Consider the following 18,847-nt stretch of genomic DNA (forward strand, 5'->3'; position numbering starts at 1 on the left):
ACGCCCTGCCAGATTTTCTCGTCCAGCCAGTAAAGCTTCGCTTCCGCCAGCGCATCACCACTATTGCCATCAAGGATCAAACCAATACGGGATAGATATTGCGCAATACCTAAACGGTCCATGCCGTTGTACAGGCAAGCCTGAGTAATCGCAGTACCGTATCCATAAGCGCTGGCATACATGTTGTTCAGATTCGCACCGTGCTCAACATGACGTAGTGGTAACAGATAGCGGATCAGTTTCGCTTTCATATCTTCAGGTAGGTGGCGAGCCAGATCTCGTTTCTCAAAGAACGCGTAATTGTTCTCAGCCACTTCCTGCATTTTGGAGCGCTGCTGTACGTAAGTGCCGTAGTAAAACTGGCGTGGATCTTTAAACGCGTACCAGTCTTCCATCTTGATATCAGTACGGCTTGGATCGTTCAGCTCCTTATCCGGCTGCCACAGTGGGCGGTAATGGAAATAAGCTTCTGACTGCACGTCATACGTAGCTTCCTGATAACGAGTCGCCGGCTTATCACCAAAGCGACGCTCAATGTGTGCAAAGGTATTGCGTACCGGCTCTAACGTCGCGGTTTTAATTTCAATAGTCATTGCGGTTGTATTCCTATTATTCTTATTGGGTTGCGCGGTCGTGGTTGTGGGCCATCAGCGTTTCTTCGCCGTAACGCCACTTTTCCATTTCTGCATCAACTGCCTGCATCTGCTCATCTGTCATATGCACCACGTCGTTTTTCCGACAAAAGTGCTCAAAAGCACCTTGTGGCATCACTAACTCCACAAACAGACTCGGATCGCCGATTGCGAAATCGAACTCGACGAAACGAGCACCTTCGGGACTGCGTACACGGATGAACTTGACCAGACGTTCGAATGGTTTTCCGTTATCTCCAGAACGCGTTTGTAGCTGTACGTTTGTCATTTCGTTTAACTCACCTTTTGATCCAAAGTCGCTAGAGCTATCAGCAAGGGGTGTGCCAGCCAACGAGACACACCAAAAAACAGGCCGTAATAAAAACAACCTAAGAGAATGTTTTAAAAGAGTTTTTAGATATCAAAAAAAAATATTTTGAGGCGGTATATACGACTAATTTCGCCTATAGAAAATGCGATAGCCCCCCTGTTCAAAGGGTGACGAAATGATTAGGCTTAACTGATTAATTAATTATTTGCTCAGCTGAACAGTCTCTTTTCGGCACAAACTCATATCTTCAGGCCAAATGAATTTGTGCACGGGTTTTGCTTAGTACTGCACCCTGTTGACTATAGTTAACAGTAGCGAGACGACGGTATCCCTGAAGAAATTCTATTCAGGGGTTATCAGCTATAAAAAACAATAAAAATAAGTGAGAACATACATGAGTGAGCAACCAGCCCTTCAGTTACCAACATCTGAAGATCTGATCTCTCAAATCCAATTTGCCTATGAAGATGGGAAAATCTGGTTAGATGAACAAAGAATGCTGCTGATCCATTCAGCAGTTATGGGTTCACTACGTAAAGAACTTGTTTCCTCACTGGGATTAGAACGCGCCAGAGGTTTTCTGATGCGTTTTGGCTATCAGTCAGGTATGAAAGACGCTGAGTTCGCGCATAAGATCCGCCCCGATATCTCAACAGCCGATGCATTCCTGGTTGGCCCTCAGATGCACTGCCTTAAAGGCATGGTGCGTGTTGATCCTATTGCTCTGGAGTTTGATGTAGAAAAAGGTGAGTTTTACGGTGAATTCGATTGGTACGACTCTTATGAATCTGAAGTTCATATCAATGAATTTGGTATAGCTGAAGAGCCAATCTGCTGGACCCTACTCGGCTATGCCAGTGGTTTCACGAGCTATTATATGGGCCGCAAGATCATCTTTAAGGAGACTCAGTGCTCCGGTACTGGCCATGATCATTGCCATATTGTCGGCAAACCTGCTGAAGAGTGGGAAGATCAGGAAGAACTGGAACGCTGCCTGCTTCCTGACCCCATTGTGGAAGAGCTGTTCGCTCTACGTTATGAGATCAGTACCCTGCGTGAAAATCTGATCGATATGCGCGTCCCCACTGATTCACAATTGTTCAACTCGGTGGGCCAATCCCCTGCTTTTCAACATGTCTGCCATCTGATTCAACGTGCATCATCAAGCACGGTAACCGTTCTACTTCAGGGTGAAACCGGTGTGGGTAAAGAAGTTGTTGCCCGCGGTCTTCACCAAACCAGTGAACGCGCAGAGCAACCTTTTATAGCAGTGAACTGTGCCTGCATTCCTCCTGACCTGATCGAAGCAGAACTGTTTGGTGTGCGTAAAGGCGCATACACAGGGGCAACACAATCCCGTGAAGGTAAATTTGAACGTGCCCACGGCGGTACTATTTTCCTTGATGAAGTGGTTGAACTCAGTCCTCGCGCACAAGCCGCTCTTCTGCGAGTACTCCAGGAAGGCGAGATGGAACGCGTGGGTGATAATCAGCTACGCAAAATCGATGTACGCGTAGTTGCTGCAACCAACGAGGATCTGGCAGAAGCGGTACAGAAGGGCAAATTCCGTCAGGACCTTTTCTATCGCCTTAATGTTTATCCTGTTCAGATTCCACCGCTACGGGAGCGTCTGGAAGATATCCCACTGTTGATCGAACACTTCCTTGAGAAATACCACAACATGTACAACAAACATACGTTGGGGGTATCAGATAAAGCTATGCAAGCTCTGATAAAGTACAAGTGGCCAGGCAATATCAGAGAACTGGAAAATATGATCGAACGCGGCATTATCCTCACCGATAATAATCGTAGTATCGATATGAAGTCGTTTTTCCCATCTCTGGCCGAACCCTCCCATCCATTGAATGTTGCCAGCGGTACCGGTGAGCTCTGTACTAAATCACAAACTACAAGTAGTGGCGAAGATCTGGTCGACCAGCTCCTTAATGAAAATTTCGATCTGAATAACTTTGAGCAACAGCTCCTTGACCGGGCGATGCAAAAAGCCAGTGGCAATGTGACGCAGGCGGCTAGGTTACTAGGTATCACACGACCACAGATGGCTTACCGGCTGAAGAAATAAAACGCTAATTCGACAAAGGCAATGCTGTACTCTTTATGACTTCAGAGCGTACCCAACTTCCTGCACCTTCCACAGAAGATCTGTTGGCAGAGATCAAGTTCGATATAGAGAACGGTAAAATCTGGTTGAGTGAGCAGCGCATGCTGCTGATCCATTCCGGCGTGATGGGTTCTCTGCGTAAAGAGCTGATCGAAACACTGGGAGTTGAACGCGCTAAAGGTCTGCTTATGCGCTTTGGTTATGCTGCTGGTCAACGGGATGCCGAGCTTGCCAAACGTATCCGTCCCGATCTGACCAGCCGTGAAGCGTTCTGGGTGGGTCCCCAGATGCATACCATCGAAGGGATCGTAAAGGTGAAACCGATCCATATGGAGATGGATATCGAGAAGGGTGAATTCAGCGGCGAATTTGACTGGCACGGCTCCTACGAAGCCGAGATTCATATGGCCGATTTTGGCCCTTCAGATTCACCCGTATGCTGGACGCTACTTGGCTATGCCAGTGGTTACACTAGTTATTATATGCAACGCCGGATTCTGTTTAAGGAAACCCAGTGTGTAGCCTGTGGAGCTGGTCACTGTACCAATGTTGGTAAACCAATTGAGGAGTGGGATGATCCTGAAGAGATCGAACGCTACCTGAAACCAGACCCGATCATTGATCAACTTATCTCCCTTCAGTCCGAGGTTGATGTCTTCCGATCCGGTATTGGATTACAGCAGGAAGACGAGCAACTTTATAAATCAGTTGGTAAGTCTCCTGCTTTCAAAAAAGTCTGCCGACTTATTAACCGAGCTTCTCAAAGCAGAGTCACCACCCTGCTACTGGGCGAAACCGGAGTCGGTAAAGAGATCGTGGCCAAAGGGCTGCACGTAAGCAGTGATCGCTCCGATAAACCTTTTGTTGCTGTTAATTGCGCCACCCTGCCCCAGGAATTGATCGAGTCAGAACTGTTCGGCGTTGAAAAAGGTGCCTATACCGGGGCGACCCAATCACGCATAGGTAAATTTGAACGCGCCCATGGCGGAACCATATTCCTTGATGAAGTGATCGAACTTCCTGCCCGTGCCCAAGCCTCACTGCTCCGTGTGCTTCAGGAAGGAGAACTTGAGAAAGTGGGTGGTAACCAAACCCAGAATATTGATGTACGTATCGTTGCTGCAACCAACGAGGATCTACAACAAGCAGTGCAGGAAGGCCGCTTCCGCGCAGATTTGTTCTACCGCCTTAATGTTTTCCCGGTATTTATTCCGCCTCTGAGAGAGCGCACGGAAGACATCCCTGCACTAGTGGAGCACTTCCTGGATAAATACCACAACATGTATCACAAGCTGACCCTGGGCATCTCTGATAAAGCAATGAATGCTTTTAAAGATTACAGTTGGCCCGGCAACATTCGTGAGCTGGAAAATATGATCGAACGCGGCATTATCCTCACCGACAATAACCAACAGATAGGCTTAGAAGACTTCTTCCCATCTCTGGTTGAACCCTCTCACCCGCTTAATATCATCGACAAAACAGGAAACCTTTGCGAAGAAAACTCAACGACTGAGGCAAACGACCTGAATCGGCAGGCACAAGAGTTACTAAAAGATGGCTTCGATATGGAAGCCTTCGAAGAAGTATTGATACACAATGCTATGCAACAGTGTGAAGGTAATGTATCAAAGGCCGCTCGAAAGCTGGGAATCTCACGGCCTACACTGGCTTACAAGTTGAAGAAGATCTCTGGAGAGTGATTTTTCAAACTAGGCTTAATCGGTTGAAACCTGCTCGCTATCGATACTTATCGAGAGGCTGAGAGTCAGGCTAGGAAGGAACAGCTCCTATTATCCTATAAGCATGGGTATCACTTATAGTAAGAGTAATAAGAGTCTGAAATTTTTAATGACGAATATGCCGCTCGATCTGCATATCTAAAGAGAGTATCAATTTCTGATGCATCGCTGGGGAAAACTGCAATACCTATACTGCACTTGTATTTTAAGCCTTCAAAGCCTTTAGGGGCTTTGTATTTATCAGTCGCAGCTATCAATCTATCCGAAAATAGAGCTGCAGCAGCCCCATCAGGATCTTCAGGTATAAATACAGCCCGTTCAAAATGACTTATGTAAGCGGTCAAATCACCTTTATGTGAACAAGAGTTAATTAACCCATCAATCATTTTTACTTCATTCTGAGTAATGGCGATTTCACTTATTTGCACTTCATCCTGAGAAATAGCCGAAAATACGCAAACTATCAGAGTGCCCGATTCAACTTTTTCATCTCCTGAGTGATTAACAAGCCCAGAAATATTGTTTAACAAACTTATCCACTCTGGAGTCGGTTTCACTTGTACATCTGTTGGAGCAGCATATAGCACATCACTAACATCACTTACATCAAACTGGTCAGATGAATTTCTAGCACCCTCATTATGAAGATTCTTTATCTTTTCATCCTTTTTTTCAATCATCCCTAACTGAAGTTCTGCCTGCTCGAGCTGTTCTTTAAGTTGGGCCAACTCATCCAGAAGATCAGTACATTCCGATCTCTCACATTTTCCTTCTGTTAGGGATTTCATCTAGGCTCCAGCAAAGTGGCTAATCTACTCTATTGGTTATGACGAAAGAGGCATGATCTATTACGCCCATCTCTTTTTGCTTGATAGAGAGCTTGATCAGCTTCGTCACACAGATGCTCTGGCGATTGTGTTCTATCAGTTATGCAACTCACCCCTATGCTAACAGTAACCATATTTGAAATTTCGGAGTTTGGATGACTTATTCCTTTATCCAAGATGGCTTGATGAATGTTTTCAGCGATGCAATTAGCTCCCTCAAGATTAGTCTCCGGAAGCACAACTAGAAATTCCTCACCACCATATCTGGAAACGACATCCCGGGGTCTTGTTACAGTATGGGTAATGACTTTGGCAACTTTTTGAAGGCAGGTATCACCTTTCAAATGTCTTAGTGAATCGTTGTAACTTTTGAAACAATCGATATCAATCATCAGAACAGACAGGGCAGCCCTATTTCTTTTTGCGCTTCGCCATTCTTTTAATAACACATGCTGTAGGGATCTTCTGTTTTGTACCTTTGTCAGAGGATCAAGATGGGTCAGTCGTTTAAGTTTTTTATTCGCTGACTCCACCCTTCTCTTCATTGAAGAGATTCGTTCTAAAGTCTTAAGTTTAGTTTTTACAACAATCGGTCTAATAGGCTTTACTAGATAGTCATCCCCACCAGCCTCGACACACTTCTCATAATCCTTATCGGAATCTGACGCACTAATAAAGACAACGGGAATCCAAGTTGCCCCGTAGACTTTACGAATAGTTTTAGTGATTTGAAAGCCATCTTTTTCAGGCAAGTAAACGTCTATAAGAGCTAAATCTACTTCATAGTGATCCAGAATCTCAAACGCCTCTTTATGATTGTGAGCAACATAGCAGTGATGCCCTTCACCGGATACTATTTCTCTTAGGTAATTACATATCGATAGATCATCATCGATTATCAACACATCCATAATTCACCAAACAACATCAGAAATTTTAAGGTTCACTTACAGAATAGAAGTAGCTGCCAAGTTTTTGTAATTAATCAGTAAAAATATTGACTTAGGGTGGTTCGACTTCATACCAACTCTTGTAGTTCTGGCATTGAGTAATGCTTTTTTATGCCCTAATGGAGTTCCCAGATAATTCATTCACTAACAATATCGAATGCCACATGGAAGCATAATGAGTAGCAGTTTTAAGCTAGAAGTTTTTTGTACAAGGTTTTAAGAAAAGAATCTTTTTCATGTAGATCCTTAACTACATTCACAACCGATCTATCCAGCTGAGATTCACTCAGGTCTTCGAGAATAGCAATTGACTCATGCAACCCAAGCGGTTCTCGATACGGCCTCCTAGCAGTCATTGCATCCAAACAGTCAGCTACCGCAATAATTTTGGCTTCAAAAACGATCTCTTCGTCTTGCAAACCAAGAGGGTAACCCGTTCCGTCTAGCCTTTCGTGATGCTGTGAAATTATTGTAGATATGGGCTTTGAAATGCCTAACGCATCATAAAAGTCATCAGCTATTTGAACATGGGTTTGTATATGTTCATATTCAGTTGCCGATAAGCTTCCTGGCTTATTAAGAATTTCCTTTTGGATATTAATCTTACCAATATCGTGCAAAACAGAAGCCATCCAGAGCACGTGTAGAGTTTTATCTGAAAGACCAAACTCTCTTCCGACCCTTAGGGCAATATCACCAACATTTACCGAATGATGGTAAGTAATTACGTCGTATTCTTTAACTAGCTGCAGAAGGTGTCGTGCAAGTCCAGTTGGATTATTTGTATTTGCATAGAGTGCATATGGGTTCAGGGCCGAATCGTTCATAAAAGTACAACAATACTACTTGGTTAACTTTGCGAAAGATCCTTTTCTTAATAAACGTCTAATATACATTAAACAAAATAGCACAAAAACCGAATAAAACTTAAAATTTGATCAAGATCATTATTGATCACCAAATTTTGTCTATACTTTATTAGACAAAGAGGTGTGCCATGCAGTACTCATTAATAGAACTTGAATCAAAGATCACAGAGCTACCTATGCTCCCCGCTGTAATCTTTGAGCTATCCAAAGCAAATCCCGATGACATCAACTTTTTCGACAAGTTGTATGAACTAGCTCATTCGGATCCGGCCCTAGCTAGTATGATTATCTCTTCAGCTAATGCAGCCTCATCATCTCCGAATGTACATATACACAGCCTTAAAGCTGCGCTGACGAGAGTTGGATCACAAACTATCTACAGGCTAGTTGCACTTGCGTCTGTGTCTAAAGTCTTTATTCCATCAAGAAAACACCATAAAGAATTATGGCAACACTCTGTGGAAGTTGGGATTTTAAGTGCCGAAATCTATAAACAACTATTCGGTGATGGTGAAAGTGTACAAGTTGCCTATCTTTGCGGCTTGCTACATGACATAGGCCGCCTAGTAATGTTTCAGTTTTCTCCGGATGTTATTGATAGTATTGCACAAGCGGACTGGGAAACACCTGATGATCTAATAGATGTTGAATCGGATAAGCTGGGTTACGACCATTGCAGTTTGGGCTACATGGTTACAAAGAAAATGGACCTGCCATCCTTGATCACAAATGTCATTAGGTATCATCACTCTGTTAGAGCACTCAAACACCCCAAAGTCCCCAAAACCATTAAGAGAATTCTCATATCTCTTCAGGTGGCAGACGCGATTAGTGTCTATGTCTCCAGGCATGATGATTGTTTCAACTGGTGCCATGAACAATTAGAGGCAGATATGATTAAAAGCATTATTAAGCCGGAATGGGAAATAGTATTGCCCATAATGCCTCATATATGCAGTATATTGTCTTCAGAAATCGAAAAGGCTGAAGAACAAAGTAGAGCATTAGGTCTATAGAAAATGTATAGCATCAAAGTAGTTGAGCAAGAATCAGGGATTAAAGCTGCGACTCTAAGAAAATGGGAAGAGAGGTATGGCTTTCCAGAACCTGTTAGAAGCCCTAATGGCTCAAGAGCCTACACTGATACAGATCTCAGCAAACTAAAAGAAGTCAAAAAGCTTTTAGATCAAGGGCTAAGACCATCCAAAATTCTCTCCGATTCAAGCTATTTCAACAATGAAGCTACTAGACCGTTACCCGATGTATTTTCTGAGCCTGTAAAGAAGGTTTATTCCGCTGCACGCAGAGGGGATATAGCCACTTCATTATCTCTACTCAAAAGTTATAAAAGTTCTTTAAGCACTCTAGAGTTTGCTGAATCCATCTGTGCTCCATTAGCTGAAATGGTTGGTGAGGGTTGGGCTTGTGGGGACATACCTGTTCACATCGAACATGCTCTATCTGAGCAGCTTCATACGGTCTTAACTATTGATCAGTCCTGTTTCTTTGATTCCGATTCCAAAACCGCTTTGTTAGCCACATTAAGTAATGAGCATCATACGATTGGACTTAAAATTGCTAATTCAATTTTTAATGATGCAGGTTGTAGGACGATCTATTTAGGCGCGGGTTTACCTGTTTCAGAGATTATCGAAGCATCAAAATTTTACAGTGTCGATTATGTTGGTCTTTCGATAACAACTAATACTTCACCAAGGGTCATCAATGATCAACTAATGCTACTAAGGGAAGGTCTTTGTCAGGATACCAGCATAGTAATAGGAGGCTCCGGTAGTTCATACTTGAACCAGCTACCTGAAGGCGTAAAGGTAATCTCGGAATTGTCTGGAATCTACGATTTGCTCGCAACTAAATCATACCAAATAGAGTAAACCCGTAAGATTAACCTTACACCTCCAAGCAGTGTCACCACACGCAGCGTTGAATAACTACATATAAATACACCCCAATCAGATGTTGGTAAATTTGATAGAACCGACATAACCCTCACTAACTATCACCAACAAATAGGATTGCCCCCTCCCATCTCTAGTGGAACCCTCTAACCCTATTGATATCATCGATGAAATAGTTGTAATGGAGGGGAAAGTTCAAAGCCAACCAAGCATTCAACTGTCATTGCTTTTCAAATGAACGGCGTGGAATCTAAGGTGTTCTTCTATGAACGTAGCGATGAAATAGTAGCTGTGGTCGTAACCTTCGTGGGTCCGTAACTCTAACGAGATTCCTGCTTTGTCCGCTGCACTCAATAGAGCCTCTGGTTTCAGCTGATTAGACAGAAATTCATCGCCTAGCCCTTGATCGATCAGTGTAGGAATAGCCACTCCACCTGAGGAGATCAGTGCACACGCATCGTAGTTAAGCCATTCTTTTTTTTCCTTGCCAAGGTAGGCCGAAAAAGCCTTTTCACCCCAGGGACATTCCGATGGATTTGTAATCGGGCTAAAAGCAGATACGGACTTAAATAAGCCAGGATTCTTATAAGCAATCGTCAGGGCGCCATGGCCTCCCATGGAATGACCAGAGATAGAGCGGGCGTTATTTACCGGAAACGCATTCTGAATAATTTCAGGTAATTCATTAAGAATGTAATCATACATTCTGTAATGACGGTTCCATGGAGCCTCAGTCGCATTAAGGTAGAAGCCTGCTCCCTGCCCTAAGTCATAATCGGGGCTATCTGCTACTGCCTCTCCTCGCGGGCTTGTATCCGGTGCGACAATGGCGATCCCCAGCTCAGCAGCAACTCGATGTGCACCTGCCTTCTGCATAAAGTTTTCATCAGTACAGGTCAGGCCAGATAACCAGTAGAGAACCGGAACATCTACACCTTCTGCTGCGCATGGAGGCAGGTATATTGCAGACCTCATGTCGCTGTTCAATACATCTGATTTGTGTTTGTATTGTTTGTGCCAACCGCCAAAGCTCTTATGCTGGCTGATATTCTCAATACTCATTCTTAACCCCACACTCCCCCAGCCATCCCCAGCTATGCAACTTAGGGGAGGCCCAAAATCATTTTTTATTTATCGAAATGAATTACGCTGCGAATACTTTCGCCTTTGTGCATCAACTCAAAAGCTTCATTAATGTCTTCTAGTGACATTGTGTGGGTAATGAAATCGTTGAGTTTGAATTCACCTGCCATATAGCGTTCCACCAGATCCGGTAGTTCAGATCTGCCCTTAACGCCGCCGAATGCAGTGCCACGCCAAACACGACCTGTGACCAATTGGAACGGACGGGTTGAGATTTCCTGACCAGCCCCAGCAACACCAATAATGACAGACTCGCCCCAGCCCTTATGACAACACTCAAGAGCTGAACGCATCACATCAACATTACCGATACATTCAAAAGAGTAATCAACACCACCATCGGTTAATTCAACGATTACATCCTGAATCGGCTTGTCATATGTTTTAGGGTTAATACAATCCGTTGCTCCTAGCTGTGTGGCCAGTTCAAATTTACTTTCGTTGATATCGATAGCAATGATGCGGCTGGCTTTAGCCATTGTAGCGCCAATGACTGCAGACAAACCGATACCGCCCAGACCGAAGATTGCGACTGTAGCGCCTTCCTCAACCTTGGCCGTATTCATTACCGCTCCCATTCCAGTTGTCACTCCACAACCTAGTAGGCAAACCTCTTCAAGCGGTGCTTGTTTATTCACCTTAGCGAGAGAAATTTCTGGGAGCACGGTGTATTCAGAGAAGGTTGAACAACCCATATAGTGATAAATCGGTTCTCCATCTTTATAAAAACGGGTTGTACCGTCTGGCATCAAGCCTTTGCCCTGGGTCTCACGGATTTTCTGACAAAGGTTCGTTTTACCTGATTTACAGAACTTACACTCGCCGCATTCTGGAGTGTAAAGAGGGATAACGTGGTCTCCAATTTCTACACTGGTGACACCTTCCCCAACAGCTTCCACGATACCACCGCCTTCATGCCCTAGAATCGCGGGGAAAATCCCTTCCGGATCATCTCCAGATAAAGTAAATGCATCAGTGTGGCAGACACCCGTAGCGATAATTCGTACCAGTACTTCGCCTGCCTTTGGTGGCATTACATCAACCTCTTCGATAGAAAGAGGCTGACCTGCTCCCCAGGCAATTGCTGCTTTTGACTTAATCATTTTATCGCTCATGGTTTCCTCGTCTATTACGATTCATAAGTAGATTAATTGTAGTTGTTTCTTTCAGAGCTATAATCAGCGAAATATAAAAATACTTTTACGTGAGAGTAACAATGCTTAGCTGGGAAGGCGTTTCTGAATTTGTTGCGGTGGCCGAAGTTGAGAGCTTTACCTCAGCGGCTAAAAAGCTAGGGATTTCAACAGCCCAAGTAAGCAGGCAGATTAGCGCACTTGAAAACAGGCTTTCGACAAAACTTTTCTACCGCACTACAAGGAAGGTATCCACGACCGAAGCTGGCTTGATTTATTATCAGCATTGCAGACAAATTATTGATGCACTTGATGATGCAGAAAGGGCTATCAACAATTTACAGAGTAGTCCCCAAGGCAAGCTGAAAATCACAGCACCGACAATCTATGGTTCTAGCAAGATAGCCCCCTTGCTTAATAACTTCATCGCAAACTATCCCGATTTAACTGTCGACTTTGAACTGACTAACCAGATGTTAGATCTGGTTGACGGTGGGTTTGATGTCGCAATTCGTCTAGGAAAATTAGAAGATTCAAGCATGATGGCAAGAAGGTTAGCGAATAGAAGGTTGTATGTCTGCGCATCAAAAGATTACATATCCATACACGGGATGCCTAACTCATTATCCGAATTGGAACAGCATAACTGCCTTAAGGGCACCCTGGATTATTGGCGTTTTCAGGAAAACGGCGCTGAGAGAGATATAAAAATAAGCGGTAACATCCGCTGTAACAGTGGAGATGCATTGTTAGACGCCGCTTTAAAAGGTCTAGGAATAGTACAGTTACCTGATTATTACGTCACAGACGCGATACACTCTGGTGAACTAGTCCCATTGCTAACTAATCACCAACAATGCGATGAAGGTGTCTGGGCTATTTATCCACATAATCGACACCTTTCCCCTAAAGTAAGAATGTTAGTTGATTATTTAAGTACGGAATTATCCAAAGCGAAGTAAACCTGAACTAAAGCTAGAAGCTATTCTTGGTACGTCGGCGACATAGTTATCCTAACTTCTTCACCTAAAGCGTTTATTTAGGCTGCTCTTCATTAGCTAGCATTGTCATATATTTTGTAAATCGCCTCTGCCTTGTTTCAGGCTTCTTAGCACTGACCAAGCCATGGGCAATAACATAACGGCTCGATTTATTTAGCGTTTCAAAATACTGTTTTGCAACTGGCTCATTTTCTAATGCCTTAATAAAATCTGCAGGTACTTCAATTTCACTCGCCACATAAGCCTTTTCCCAACGCCCATCAGCTTTCGCTGCACGAACATGAACCAGTCCGGATTCCTGCATCCGGCCCTCTTTTATCAAACGCTCAACATGCTCAGTGTTTCTTTTGGACCAGCCGCTTTTTGTAGTTCTAGGTGTTATGCGCTGAAGGTAAGCCTGCTCATCTATCGATTTTTTAATACCATCAATCCAGCCCCAGCATAAAGCTTCCACGACCACATCATTCCAGGTAACACTCTGAACCCCTGCCTTCTTCTTAAAGATCTTTATCCACAACTCACTCTCAGTTGCGTGATTTACTTCTAGCCACTCGCAGAGTTCTTTTGGATTAGCAAACTTCATGATTTTCTGTGGATCTGGTTCTGGCATCTGGTTGGAGTCTCTCAGTTAAACATCGAATTGATGCGTCTATTAAAGCAAGTCATAGCAACAAAACAAGTTATAGATACAACAGATAATTAAAGCCCTGCTTTGTAGTCAAAACAGCCAATTACGTGAAAATGGTTCCCACCTATTCCCCGGAATAAATCATTTGATCAACTCATCATTACACAGTGATTTCTTTAATCATTTGATAATCCAAATCATAAATTCAAACTCTGAAAGCATAGTAATCCAGACCTAGGAAGCCCTACATAAATAAAAATTAATCCTTATTTTTCAATAAATTAAAAACCTTATCGCAAATAACAAAATTTTTCTGGCACACCCGTTGCTCTATAGCCCTACAGCAGTATCAAGAAATCTGTGAAGAGATCTCTAACACTGACGTGAAATTTAATTGCCAGGGGTTATTTGATGAATCAGCAAATCACTAAATACCGCGTTCAGGTTGTAAACCAAGACCGGGAGTTTTTTTGCTCTTCAGAGAACAACCTCTTAGTGGGTATGGAGAGAGATAACACCGAATGCATTGATGTGGGTTGCCGTGGCGGAGGCTGTGGTGTCTGCAAGGTTCGGATTGTTGAAGGAGATTTCTCCAGTAAACGAATGAGTAAAGCACATATCACTGAGCAGGATCGGGATGAGGGGTTCGTCCTTGCCTGTCGGATTTTTCCTACCAGTGATCTGAAGATTGAAGCGGATCTCACGCCTGAATCACTAAAGCAATCACTTAAAAATAAAAACTGAGGATAGTTTCATGAAAAAAGGGGTAATGCGTCCTGGTCATATCCAGCTTCGAGTACTGGATATGGATGAAGCGGTTAAACACTATCGTGACCTTCTAGGTCTGATAGAAGTTGAGCGTGATCCACAGGGTAGAGTGTATCTGAAAGGCTGGACTGAAGTAGACAAGTTCTCTGTTGTTCTGCGTGAAGCAGACGAGCCAGGTATGGATTTTGTTGGCTACAAAGTTCTCGATAACGAAACACTGGAAAAGCTGCACAAAGAGCTGATCGAGTACGGCTGTAGCGTTGAAGAAATTCCTGCAGGCGAGTTAACCGGCTGCGGTCGACGTATCCGTTTCGACTCCCCTACTGGCCATATGTTCGAGCTCTATGCAGAGAAAGAACAAACCGGTAAATGGGGTGTGTCTAACGTAAACCCAGAAGCATGGCCTCGTGACCTTACTGGCATGAAAGCAACTCGCTTCGACCACTGCCTGCTTTACGGACCAAATATCGAAGGCACAGTGAAAATGTTCCAGGAAGTTCTGGGCTTTGATATTGCTGAACAGGTTGTTGATGACGAAGGTAAACGCCCTGCACTGTTCCTGACAGTTGGCATGAAGGCACACGATGTTGCATTCATCGAATGCCCAGAGCCAGGCAAGCTGCACCACGCATCCTTCTTCCTTGATACCTGGGAAGATGTACTGCGCGCCGCTGACCTGATCTCTATGGACGATGTTTCTCTGGATATCGGTCCAACCCGTCATGGTCTGACTCACGGTAAGACTATCTACTTCTTCGATCCTTCCGGTAACCGTTCTGAAGTGTTCTGTGGTGGGGACTACCACTATCCAGATCACGAACCCGTTACCTGGACTGCGGATACTTTAGGTAAGGCGATTTTCTATCACGACCGTGTTCTGAATGATCGCTTCCTGACGGTTCTGACCTAAGTAGAAAGCACCAATCACCGCAGCCTTTAAGTTTCCTTTACCCCTTGAGGCTGCGGTTAAAAAAGACAGTTCTTTAGTTTTGATAAAGACAGTGCTGAGGGTAAAGGATCTGGATTTCTAATCTGGCTTGAGAATAGAAGAATGAACGAATTTAAAAACTTTATTAATGGTCAGTTTGTTACAACAGAAAGCGGTAAGACTTTTGAAAACCGCTGCCCAGTTGATGACAGCCTGATCGGTATGGTCCATGAAGCAGGCCAACCCGAAGTAGACGCAGCCGTTAAAGCTGCGAAAGCTGCAATGAACGGTCCATGGGGCAAGATGACTCAAGCCCAGCGAATCCAGTTACTGAACAAAGTCGCTGACCGAATTAACGAACGTTTTGATGAGTTTCTGGAAGCTGAATGTAAAGACACTGGTAAACCTCAGAAGATCGCATCCCACATCGATATCCCACGTGGTGCGGCGAACTTCAAAGCGTTTTCCGAAACTGTGGCTAACCACCCTACTGAATCTTTCCGCATGGATACTCCCGACGGTAAAGGCGCACTGAACTACGGCCATCGTTCTCCAAAGGGTGTTATCGCTGTAATCAGCCCTTGGAACCTGCCACTGCTATTGATGACCTGGAAAGTAGGTCCGGCACTGGCGTGTGGTAACACCGTAGTGGTTAAGCCATCTGAAGAAACACCCGCTACCGCAACACTGCTGGGTGAAGTGATGAATGAGTGTGGTGTACCTGAAGGTGTTTATAACGTGGTTCATGGCTTCGGCCCTGACTCTGCAGGTGCTTACCTGACTGAACATAAAGATGTTGATGCCATCACCTTTACTGGTGAAACCCGTACCGGCGAGATCATCATGCGCGCTGCGTCTGTTGGCCTGCGCAATATCTCGATGGAATGTGGCGGTAAGAACCCAGGCATCGTGTTCGCTGATTGCGACATGGATAAAGCAATTGAAGGCACTCTGCGTTCTGCTTTTGTGAACTGCGGTCAGGTCTGTCTGGGTACTGAACGTGTTTATGTGGAACGTCCAATTTTTGAAGAGTTTGTTCAGCGCCTGAAAGAAGGTGCAGAGAAACTGAAGATGGGCCGCCCTGAAGATGGCGATGTAGATTTTGGTCCTCTGGTAAGTCAGGAACATAAAGAGAAGGTTCTCTCCTACTACAAATTGGCCGTTGAAGAAGGCGCGCAGGTTGTAACGGGTGGTGGCGTTCCAGAGATGGGCGACGACCTTAATGCAGGAGCTTGGGTTCAGCCAACTATCTGGACCGGTCTTGCTGACGATGCCCGTGTAATCAAAGAAGAAGTATTCGGCCCTTGCTGCCATATCCGCCCATTCGATTCTGAAGATGAAGTGGTTGAACTGGCTAACGACACCAACTACGGCCTTTGTGCTGCGATCTGGACTGAAAACTCCTCCCGAGCTACTCGCGTAGCAGAGCAGATGGAAGTGGGTCTGGTTTGGGTAAATAGCTGGTTCCTGCGTGATCTGCGTACTGCATTTGGTGGTGCGAAGGAGTCAGGTATCGGTCGTGAAGGTGGTGTTCACGGACTCGAATTTTACACGGAACTCAAAAACGTCTGCGTAAAACTTTAATTGAGCAGCAAGCTACAAGCTTCAGGCTGCAAGCTAAAAACTTCTTGTCGCTTGTAGCTTGCCGCTTACAGCTAAATTCCTGAGGAATTTTTATATGGATAAACAACAGATCCTACAGTGCGGTGATGAGTTGTATCAGGCACTGACTAAACGCGAAACGCTGCGTCCGTTCACTGAGCGTTTTGACGATATTACTATCGAAGATGCTTACCACATCTCTCTCCGTATGGTTGAGCGCCGTGTTGAAGCCGGTGCAAAGATCATCGGTAAAAAGATCGGTGTGACCTCTAAAGCAGTACAGAACATGCTGAATGTTCACCAGCCTGATTTCGGTTATCTGACAGACGATATGGCGTTCAGTCAGGGTGAAGAGATGCCGATCAGTGAGCGTCTGATTCAGCCAAAAGCTGAAGGCGAGATCGCTTTTATTTTGAAGAAAGACCTGATCGGTCCAGGCATCACTAACGCTGACGTACTGGCAGCGACTGACTGTGTCATCCCATGTTTTGAGGTGGTCGATTCCCGTATTGAAAACTGGAATATCAAAATTCAGGACACCGTTGCGGATAACGCATCCTGCGGTTTGTTTGTACTGGGTGATCGTGCGGTAAGCCCACGTGAAGTAGATCTGTCTACTTGCGGCATGGTGGTTGAGAAAAACGGTCAGATTATCTCTACCGGTGCCGGCGCTGCAGCACTGGGTAGCCCAGTGAACTGTGTAACCTGGCTGGCAAATACGCTGGGTGAGTTTGGTATTCCTCTGAAAGCCGGTGAAGTGATCCTGTCCGGTTCTCTGGTACCGCTGGAGCCAGTTCAGGCGGGTGATTACATGACCGTAAGCATTGGCGGTATCGGTTCTGCTTCTGTGCGTTTTACATAAGGCCATTTTTTCATATGAAGCCATAGGCTGAATAAAGGAAAGTATTCTATGAGTAAGAAATTAAAAGCGGTCATTATCGGCCCAGGTAACATCGGTACTGACTTGCTGATGAAGATGATGCGCTCAGAGTGGGTTGAGCCGGTTTGGATGGTGGGTATCGACCCAGAATCCGAAGGTCTGAAACGCGCACAGGAATTTGGTATCAAAGTTTCCAGCACCGGTGTCGACGGCATGCTGGACAAAGTAATCGAAGATGATATCCGTATCGCCTTTGATGCGACTTCTGCTTATGTACACGCAGAGAACAGCCGCAAGCTGAACGAGCTGGGCGTAATCATGGTCGATCTGACGCCTGCTGCAATCGGTCCATTCTGTGTTCCTCCTGTAAACCTGAAACAGCACGCATCTCAGCTGGAGATGAACGTAAACATGGTGACTTGCGGTGGTCAGGCGACGATCCCAATGGTTGCAGCGGTTTCTCAGGTACAGGACGTTGAATACGGCGAGATCGTAGCAACGGTATCTTCCCGCTCTGTAGGTCCAGGCACACGTCAGAACATCGATGAATTTACCCGTACTACATCTGGCGCTGTTGAAGCTGTAGGTGGTGCAGACAAAGGTAAAGCGATCATCATTATCAACCCGGCTGAGCCACCACTGATGATGCGTGACACGATTCACTGTCTAACTAAAACCACGCCAGATCAGGCGGCGATTACTGAATCCGTTCACAACATGGTGAAGGAAGTACAAAAGTACGTACCGGGTTACAAACTGGTAAACGGCCCAATCTTCGATGGCAACAAAGTTTCTGTATTTATGGAAGTAGAAGGTCTGGGCGACTTCCTACCGAAATATGCAGGTAACTTGGACATCATGACTGCTGCGGGTCTGCGTACTGCAGAGATGTTTGCTGAAGAAGCGCACAACGGAACTATAACTTTACCGGAGCGAGGCTAATACGATGGATCTGAAAGGTAAGAATGTAAAACTCCACGATATGAGCCTGCGTGATGGTATGCATGCCAAACGTCATCAGCTATCGCTGGAGCAGATGGTTGCTGTATCAACCGGTCTGGATGATGCAGGTATCCCATTGATTGAGGTAACCCACGGCGATGGTCTGGGTGGTTCCTCTTTGAACTACGGTTTCCCAGCACACACTGATGAGGAGTACCTCAACGCAGTTGTGCCAAAGATGAAAAACGCAAAAATCTCTGCTCTGCTGCTGCCGGGCATCGGAACCGTTGATCATCTGAAAATGGCAAACGATTGCGGTGTAAGCACGATTCGTGTTGCGACTCACTGTACGGAAGCGGACGTATCTGAACAGCATATCGGTATGGCTGCGAAGATGGAGATGGATACCGTTGGCTTCCTGATGATGGCG

General features: G+C 45.0%; 17 protein-coding genes and 2 pseudogenes. 11 read left to right on the forward strand and 8 right to left on the reverse strand.

Annotated elements, in window-relative coordinates:
• Together GY843_RS11680 and GY843_RS11685 are read right to left on the reverse strand one after the other, a co-directional pair.
• Positions 1 to 593 (reverse strand): annotated as a pseudogene (locus GY843_RS11680) (phenol hydroxylase); the annotation flags it as partial.
• Positions 594 to 615: 22 nt separating this feature from the next.
• Complete coding sequence (locus tag GY843_RS11685; protein ID WP_297309772.1) at positions 616 to 984, reverse strand: phenol hydroxylase subunit; 369 nt, start codon at positions 982 to 984, stop codon at positions 616 to 618.
• Positions 985 to 1,357: 373 nt separating this feature from the next.
• Here GY843_RS11685 and GY843_RS11690 point away from each other — a divergent pair, with 373 nt between their 5' ends.
• Both GY843_RS11690 and GY843_RS11695 read left to right on the forward strand, forming a co-directional pair.
• Entirely contained in the window at positions 1,358 to 3,049 is a 1,692-nt protein-coding gene (locus GY843_RS11690) for a sigma-54-dependent Fis family transcriptional regulator (RefSeq protein WP_297309773.1), read from the forward strand.
• A 35-nt stretch (positions 3,050 to 3,084) separates the two neighbouring features.
• Positions 3,085 to 4,791: a sigma-54-dependent Fis family transcriptional regulator gene (locus GY843_RS11695; protein WP_297309775.1), complete on the forward strand. Its 1,707-nt coding sequence runs from the start codon at positions 3,085 to 3,087 to the stop codon at positions 4,789 to 4,791.
• Between the two features lie 110 nt (positions 4,792 to 4,901).
• On the opposite strand, the gene GY843_RS11700 is transcribed toward GY843_RS11695, so the two are convergent.
• The 3 genes from GY843_RS11700 to GY843_RS11710 all read right to left on the reverse strand — a co-directional run bounded on the left by GY843_RS11700 (position 4,902) and on the right by GY843_RS11710 (position 7,434).
• A complete protein-coding gene (locus GY843_RS11700; RefSeq protein ID WP_297309777.1) occupies positions 4,902 to 5,618 on the reverse strand; it encodes a hypothetical protein in 717 nt (238 codons plus the stop codon).
• A 29-nt stretch (positions 5,619 to 5,647) separates the two neighbouring features.
• The gene (locus tag GY843_RS11705; protein ID WP_297309779.1) at positions 5,648 to 6,568 is read right to left on the reverse strand and encodes a diguanylate cyclase; all 921 of its coding nucleotides are present in this window, start codon (positions 6,566 to 6,568) and stop codon (positions 5,648 to 5,650) included.
• Positions 6,569 to 6,795: 227 nt separating this feature from the next.
• Entirely contained in the window at positions 6,796 to 7,434 is a 639-nt protein-coding gene (locus tag GY843_RS11710) for an HD domain-containing phosphohydrolase (RefSeq protein WP_297309781.1), read from the reverse strand.
• 170 nt (positions 7,435 to 7,604) lie between these two features.
• Between GY843_RS11710 and GY843_RS11715 the strand changes: the two genes are divergently transcribed.
• On the forward strand, positions 7,605 to 8,492 hold the full coding sequence (locus GY843_RS11715) for an HDOD domain-containing protein (protein ID WP_297309783.1): 888 nt from the start codon (positions 7,605 to 7,607) through the stop codon (positions 8,490 to 8,492).
• 3 nt (positions 8,493 to 8,495) lie between these two features.
• Positions 8,496 to 9,368, forward strand: a complete 873-nt coding sequence (locus tag GY843_RS11720) for a MerR family transcriptional regulator (protein WP_297309785.1) — start codon at positions 8,496 to 8,498, stop codon at positions 9,366 to 9,368.
• Positions 9,369 to 9,605: 237 nt separating this feature from the next.
• On the opposite strand, the gene fghA is transcribed toward GY843_RS11720, so the two are convergent.
• Both fghA and GY843_RS11730 read right to left on the reverse strand, forming a co-directional pair.
• Positions 9,606 to 10,454, reverse strand: coding sequence for an S-formylglutathione hydrolase (gene fghA / locus GY843_RS11725; RefSeq protein ID WP_297309787.1), 849 nt, complete (start codon positions 10,452 to 10,454; stop codon positions 9,606 to 9,608).
• A gap of 65 nt (positions 10,455 to 10,519) precedes the next feature.
• A complete protein-coding gene (locus GY843_RS11730) occupies positions 10,520 to 11,650 on the reverse strand; it encodes an S-(hydroxymethyl)glutathione dehydrogenase/class III alcohol dehydrogenase (RefSeq protein WP_367183836.1) in 1,131 nt (376 codons plus the stop codon).
• A gap of 101 nt (positions 11,651 to 11,751) precedes the next feature.
• On the opposite strand from GY843_RS11730, the gene GY843_RS11735 reads away from it, so the two are divergent.
• Positions 11,752 to 12,630, forward strand: coding sequence for a LysR substrate-binding domain-containing protein (locus GY843_RS11735; protein WP_297309789.1), 879 nt, complete (start codon positions 11,752 to 11,754; stop codon positions 12,628 to 12,630).
• Between the two features lie 73 nt (positions 12,631 to 12,703).
• Here the strand turns inward: GY843_RS11735 and GY843_RS11740 are convergent, their stop codons facing one another.
• On the reverse strand, positions 12,704 to 13,279 hold the full coding sequence (locus tag GY843_RS11740) for a YdeI family protein (protein ID WP_297309791.1): 576 nt from the start codon (positions 13,277 to 13,279) through the stop codon (positions 12,704 to 12,706).
• Between the two features lie 429 nt (positions 13,280 to 13,708).
• Here GY843_RS11740 and GY843_RS11745 point away from each other — a divergent pair, with 429 nt between their 5' ends.
• The 6 genes and pseudogenes from GY843_RS11745 to GY843_RS11770 all read left to right on the forward strand — a co-directional run.
• On the forward strand, positions 13,709 to 14,041 hold the full coding sequence (locus tag GY843_RS11745; protein WP_297309793.1) for a 2Fe-2S iron-sulfur cluster binding domain-containing protein: 333 nt from the start codon (positions 13,709 to 13,711) through the stop codon (positions 14,039 to 14,041).
• Positions 14,042 to 14,051: 10 nt separating this feature from the next.
• Positions 14,052 to 14,975, forward strand: coding sequence for a catechol 2,3-dioxygenase (locus GY843_RS11750; RefSeq protein ID WP_297309795.1), 924 nt, complete (start codon positions 14,052 to 14,054; stop codon positions 14,973 to 14,975).
• A 141-nt stretch (positions 14,976 to 15,116) separates the two neighbouring features.
• Entirely contained in the window at positions 15,117 to 16,577 is a 1,461-nt protein-coding gene (locus GY843_RS11755; RefSeq protein WP_297309797.1) for a 2-hydroxymuconic semialdehyde dehydrogenase, read from the forward strand.
• 94 nt (positions 16,578 to 16,671) lie between these two features.
• On the forward strand, positions 16,672 to 17,457 hold the full coding sequence (gene dmpE, locus GY843_RS11760; protein WP_297309799.1) for a 2-oxopent-4-enoate hydratase: 786 nt from the start codon (positions 16,672 to 16,674) through the stop codon (positions 17,455 to 17,457).
• A 48-nt stretch (positions 17,458 to 17,505) separates the two neighbouring features.
• Positions 17,506 to 18,417: an acetaldehyde dehydrogenase (acetylating) gene (locus GY843_RS11765; RefSeq protein WP_297309801.1), complete on the forward strand. Its 912-nt coding sequence runs from the start codon at positions 17,506 to 17,508 to the stop codon at positions 18,415 to 18,417.
• 4 nt (positions 18,418 to 18,421) lie between these two features.
• A pseudogene (locus GY843_RS11770) lies at positions 18,422 to 18,847 on the forward strand (4-hydroxy-2-oxovalerate aldolase); the annotation flags it as partial.

This window comes from Neptuniibacter sp., assembly GCF_024231755.1.
In the GTDB taxonomy this organism is placed as follows: Bacteria; Pseudomonadota; Gammaproteobacteria; order Pseudomonadales; family Balneatricaceae; genus Neptuniibacter.